This is a genomic window from Streptacidiphilus neutrinimicus (assembly GCF_000787815.1).
GTDB lineage: Bacteria > Actinomycetota > Actinomycetes > Streptomycetales > Streptomycetaceae > Streptacidiphilus > Streptacidiphilus neutrinimicus.
Genome location: NZ_BBPO01000062.1, coordinates 1 through 4,697, shown reverse-complemented (window position 1 = coordinate 4,697; position 4,697 = coordinate 1). Strand labels below are relative to the sequence as shown.

Annotated in this window: 4 protein-coding genes; 1 reads left to right on the top strand and 3 read right to left on the bottom strand. The window is 70.6% G+C overall.

Features of this window, described 5'->3' with window-relative positions; genetic code table 11:
- Positions 1–942 (top strand): IS256 family transposase (locus TR48_RS29550; RefSeq protein ID WP_042373058.1); only part of this gene is annotated, 942 nt, incomplete at its 5' end.
- 164 nt (positions 943–1,106) lie between these two features.
- Here the strand turns inward: TR48_RS29550 and TR48_RS29545 are convergent.
- From TR48_RS29545 to TR48_RS29535, 3 genes are all read right to left on the bottom strand, one after another.
- Positions 1,107–3,521 carry a UvrD-helicase domain-containing protein gene (locus TR48_RS29545; protein ID WP_042373056.1) on the bottom strand — a complete coding sequence of 805 codons (2,415 nt, stop codon included), beginning with the start codon at positions 3,519–3,521 and terminating at the stop codon, positions 1,107–1,109.
- A gap of 392 nt (positions 3,522–3,913) precedes the next feature.
- Positions 3,914–4,390, bottom strand: coding sequence for a hypothetical protein (locus TR48_RS29540; protein ID WP_042373054.1), 477 nt, complete (start codon positions 4,388–4,390; stop codon positions 3,914–3,916).
- On the bottom strand, positions 4,387–4,623 hold the full coding sequence (locus TR48_RS29535; RefSeq protein WP_042373052.1) for a type II toxin-antitoxin system prevent-host-death family antitoxin: 237 nt from the start codon (positions 4,621–4,623) through the stop codon (positions 4,387–4,389). Before TR48_RS29535 ends, TR48_RS29540 begins: the two co-directional genes overlap by 4 nt.
- Positions 4,624–4,697: the final 74 nt, after the last annotated feature.

The window sequence follows — 4,697 nt, the reverse complement described above, 5'->3', positions numbered from 1 at the left end:
GAGCAGGCCCTGATCTCGGTGGTCGCCACCGCCTACCTGCTCGGGGTCTCCACCCGCCGCGTCGAGAAACTCGCGGAGAGCCTGGGCGTCACGCAGTTGTCGAAGTCGCAGGTCTCGGCCATGGCCCGACACCTGGACGAGCAGGTCACCGCCTTCCGCAACCGGCCCCTGGACGCCGGTCCCTACGCGTTCGTGTGGGTCGACGCGCTGACCCAGAAGGTCCGCGAGGGCGGCCGGATCATCAACGTCCACGCGCTCATCGCGGTCGGCGTCAACGCCGACGGACACCGCGAGATCCTCGGCATCGACGTCGCCACCGCCGAGGACGGCGCCGGCTGGCTGGCCTTCCTGCGCTCCCTGGTCGCCCGTGGCCTGTCCGGCGTCCAGCTCGTCGTCTCCGACGCCCACTGCGGCCTGGTCAAGGCCATCGGCGCCGTCCTGCCCGGCGCCGCCTGGCAGCGCTGCCGCACCCACTACGCCCGCGCGCTGCTGACGCAGGTGCCCAAGTCCGCCCAGCCCTGGGTCGCCACCCTCCTGCGGACGGTCTTCGAGCAGCCCGACGCCGACGCGGTCCAGGCCCAGATGACGCACGTCCTGGACGCCCTGCACGCCAAGTTCCCCCGCGCGGCCGAGCACCTGGACACCGCCCGGACCGACCTCCTGGCGTTCACCCCGTTCCCGCGCGAGATCTGGCGGCAGATCTGGTCCAACAACCCGCAGGAACGGCTGAACAAGGAGATCCGCCGCCGCACGGACGTGGTCGGCATCTTCCCCGATCGCCAGGCCGTGATCCGCCTGGTCGGGGCGGTGCTGGCCGAGCAGAACGACGAGTGGACCGAAGCCCGCCGCTACATGGGTCGCGATCTCCTGGCCAAGGCCCGGCTCCACCCGATCGAGTCAGAAACCGACGACTCCCAGCTGCCGACCGAACTCACCGCATAGCCTCAAAACTGGATCACCGAGTGGCCACCGCTACACCACTCCCGAGGACGTGACCGCGCGCCCAGGGCGGGTGCGCGTTCCAGGCCCACCCTGCGCCTGGCCCCCGCGCCGAACCGTCCCATGGCTTGGCCAGGTGGCGCGGGGCGACCGAGCAGAACGCCACTTCAGGGACCGGGTTCGCTCCGGGAGGTAATCGCCTCTGCATGCAGGAACTCGCGCAGTTGCCGCCGCAGAACCGGCAGCTTCGTGGCGGTGCCGAGCTGCCTCAGGAACTCGCCGACGGGCCAGGTGATCAGGTGGCCCTGGCGGGACAGGTAGAGCCCGACCTGGTCGATGCGGTAGCGGTCGTCGTAATCGAGGAGGAGGTAGCCGGCGAGCTGGTAGACCTCGGCCTCACCGAGTTGGCGCGGGCGGGTGGTGGCTTTGCAGTCCAGCAGCAGCCCGCCCAGGATGAAGTCGGCGTCGGCGCCGCCGATGTCCGCGCTGCCGGCGAACACCGGCCCGCACACCCGCTCCTTCTCCGGCAAGGCCCGCAGTTTGCGGAAGGGCTCCTCCGCCAGGCGCATCTGCGCGGCCAGGTCGTCGACCACGTACCTGGGCGCCGCTTCGGTCAGGCGCTGCACGGTGATGTGCTCGTCCGCCCGCGCGAGCAGGCTGTACCTGCGCAGCCGGCCACAGCGGTAGACGTCTTCGAAAAACGCCGCCACGAAGCACAGTCTTGAGAGGGCCTCGTCGTCCAGGTAGGTGCCGCCTGACTCGAGATGACGGCCGACCAGGTCCAACAGCTGCACCCCGGCGCTGTGCAGCGCGGCCCTCACCGGCATTGCGGGCGCGCCGGGCAACTCGTGGCGCGGGTGCAGGGAGGCGACGCCGAGGTTCACCGCACCGCCCAGCTCTCGGCCCAGCGACAGCCGCAGCAGGTAGTCGACCGCGTGACCGAGCGCGGCGAAGTCGGGGTGCGCGACATCGACCGGCTGCACCGGGTAGGGGAGGCGGGGGAGCCGTGCGGCGTAGTCGCCCACCACGGAGCGGGCGTCGGGCAGGTGCTCGGCGAGGAACCGGGATATGGGCGAGCCGCGGTGCTTGAGCTGCCTGGTCAGGCTGAACTCGATCAGCCGGTGCCCGCCCGAGCCAGGACCGTCTGCCAGCGCCTGCTCGTAGCCCTCGAGCCAGTCCAACCCGGACGTGTCCAGGTGCAGGCGGGCGCGGGTGACCGCGACGTAGGCCAGACGTGCCTCCGGGAGAGTGAGCGGCAGTTGCGCGCCGTCCTCGTCCACCGGGGGCGCCTCGAAGCCGCCCGCGATCCGCACGGTGTCCCACTCGCGGCCCTTGGCCTTGTGCGCGGTCGACACCGTCACCGCCGCGTGCTCCTCAGGGGCCAGGCGTTGGACGGCCGCGAGGATCTCCTCGGGGCCGTGTGCGTCGACCAGTTGCACGATCGCCTTCAGATCCTGGCCGGCACTGTCCTGCTCGACGTACTCCTGCACCTCGGCCCAGGAGGAGAACAAGAACAGCTCCGGGTGGCTGGTGCGCTGGCCGGCTCTGAGCTCCATCGCCGCGAGCGCGATCCGCTCCAGAGCGGCGCCGCCGCCGGCGAGCGCGACCGGCACGCCGTCGTCGAGGAAACCGATCACCTCCCGCATTGCGTCCGCGTTGCTCCGGCACAGCACCGCGTCAACCCGCGCCGCAGGCCCGATCTTCGACCCCATCGGACCGCACCCGGCAAGTCGCATCGCCGACTCCGCGTGCCCGAGCCACCGGTTCGCGGCCGCCGCGATCGCCGGACCGAACCGGAACGACTGCGTCAGCTCCAGATGTTCGGCCGGGAACCCGGTCATCACGTCCTTCGCCGCCCGCCACGCGTAGATCTGCTGCGCCGGATCACCCACGCACACCCGCTGGGCGCTCTGGGAGAGGAACACCTCCTCCAGTACCGGGTTGGTGTCCTGCGCCTCGTCCAGCAGCACGAAGTCGGCACGTAGCACCGGGGCGCTGAGCGCCCACATCTTCATGTAGTGGTCATGCTCGAACCGCAATTCTCCGGCCGGGTCCTGTAGGTCCTCCCACGCCTTGGCGGCGTACGGAAGCAGCTCGCGGGCAAGGAAGTCCTGCCCGGCCGCATCCAGCCCGTTCACATGCTCCAGGTGTCGGGCCATCAACTGCCGGTCGGTGGTGTAGCAGAACCGGCGCACCATCCCCGTCACCAGGCGGGCCTGGTGCTGGACTGTGATCCTCGAGGAGTTCACCGGCAGGTCCCGGTGGATGCCGAGCCTGCGCGCGGTTTGCCACGAGGGCAACCTGGCGGAGCGGTTGATCCGCTCCCCGTATCGGCGCCCGACCGACTGGAACGCGAGCGAATGCGCCGTACGGCACTCCACGTTGCGCCCGAACCGCTTCTTGGCGTCCTCGGCGATGGCCTTGTTGAAGGCCACGTACAGGCCGCGCTTGCGGGTGGACTGGCCCATCAGGATCAGCGTTGAGGTCTTGCCTGTTCCGGCGCCGGCCACCAACGCCAGGTCCCGTCCGCCCGCGAACACCTCGCGGGCCGCCTGTTGCTCGGCGGTTGGTGCGATGGGCATGTGTTCTCCAACTGTGAAGGTGCGCCGCCGGAGCAGACCGGGGCGCGGCGCGACGGCGTTGCGGATCGAAGCGTCTTAAAGACAGCGGCGAAGAGCAGCGTCCTTGCCCGGGGGCGGATATCAGCGGCAGACGGGCGCGAGCACCGCCAGAGGTGGCCGCGTACGCTCCTGGGTCCTACCCGGCCTTTCCTTGCTGCGTTCGTGTGCTGGCGGATGGATTGCGAACCCACACACGGCGGCAACCTACGACCTGCCACTGACAAACGGCAGAGGGCCAACCAGTCGGCCTGCCCGCCGCGCAGGCGCCGCCACGGACGGTGGAGTGACCGGCGCACAGCGAGGATCCCACCCTCAAGGGGAGACGGCCCCACGGCTGGTGGGGCCTGCCAGCGTCAGCCCTTGATCGGAGGCGGCGCGGCGAGCAGAGCTCTGAGCAACTCCTCCAGCGAGTACCGCCGCAGAATCTGGCCGAGCTCGGCGCGGGCCGCGTTGCGGCGCTGCCGGGCGTCCAGCTTCAGGGCCTCGCGCAGTGCCTCCTCGACGAGGGCATCCAGGCTCAGGCCGGCGTGCTCGGCGCGGCCGTGCAACCGCTCTGCGACCTCGGTGTCCAGCGTCAGGCTCAGCAGGACACGGCCCTCCGAGTCGGGGTAGACCGACCAGATGACGTCCAGAGGCAGCATGCCGGCGACGGCTTGCTGCCAGGCCTGATGCATGGCCTCGGGCAGGGCGGAGGCGACGACGACCATGATCGCTCGTTTGCCTTCACTCGAGAAGGCGTAGTGCCCCGGTGCCGGGGCCTCGAGAGCGTCCATTTCGGTGCAGGTCAGCGCCCGGGTCAGGACGATCTCGACGGCGTGGGCCCGGCTCACGTCTTGCCCGCGCTGCTGCCGGGCTCCGCATGACCGCGACCGGCTCCCTCTCGCGGTCGCACCAGCCCGTCGAGCTCTGCCAGCTCCGTGCCGCTGATCAGCACCGCTGCCACGGTGCCGCGGCTTGTGACGGCGACGCGCGATGGCGTAGCGGCCACCCAGCGCACCAAGGGACCCAGATCGCAGCGCGCCCGGGTGACGGACACCTGGTCGCCGAACGGATGAGTGGTCATGGCATCACCTCGAGATGCAGTGAGGAGCGCGGTTGGGACACAGAAGGTTGCGGCAAGGGCGCTCCCGCGCCAAG

Coding starts and splice junctions, on each gene's coding strand:
- TR48_RS29545 (WP_042373056.1), bottom strand. CDS start 3,521: ATGCCCATCGCACCAACCGCCGAGCAACAGGCGGCCCGCGAGGTGTTC.
- TR48_RS29535 (WP_042373052.1), bottom strand. CDS start 4,623: ATGACCACTCATCCGTTCGGCGACCAGGTGTCCGTCACCCGGGCGCGC.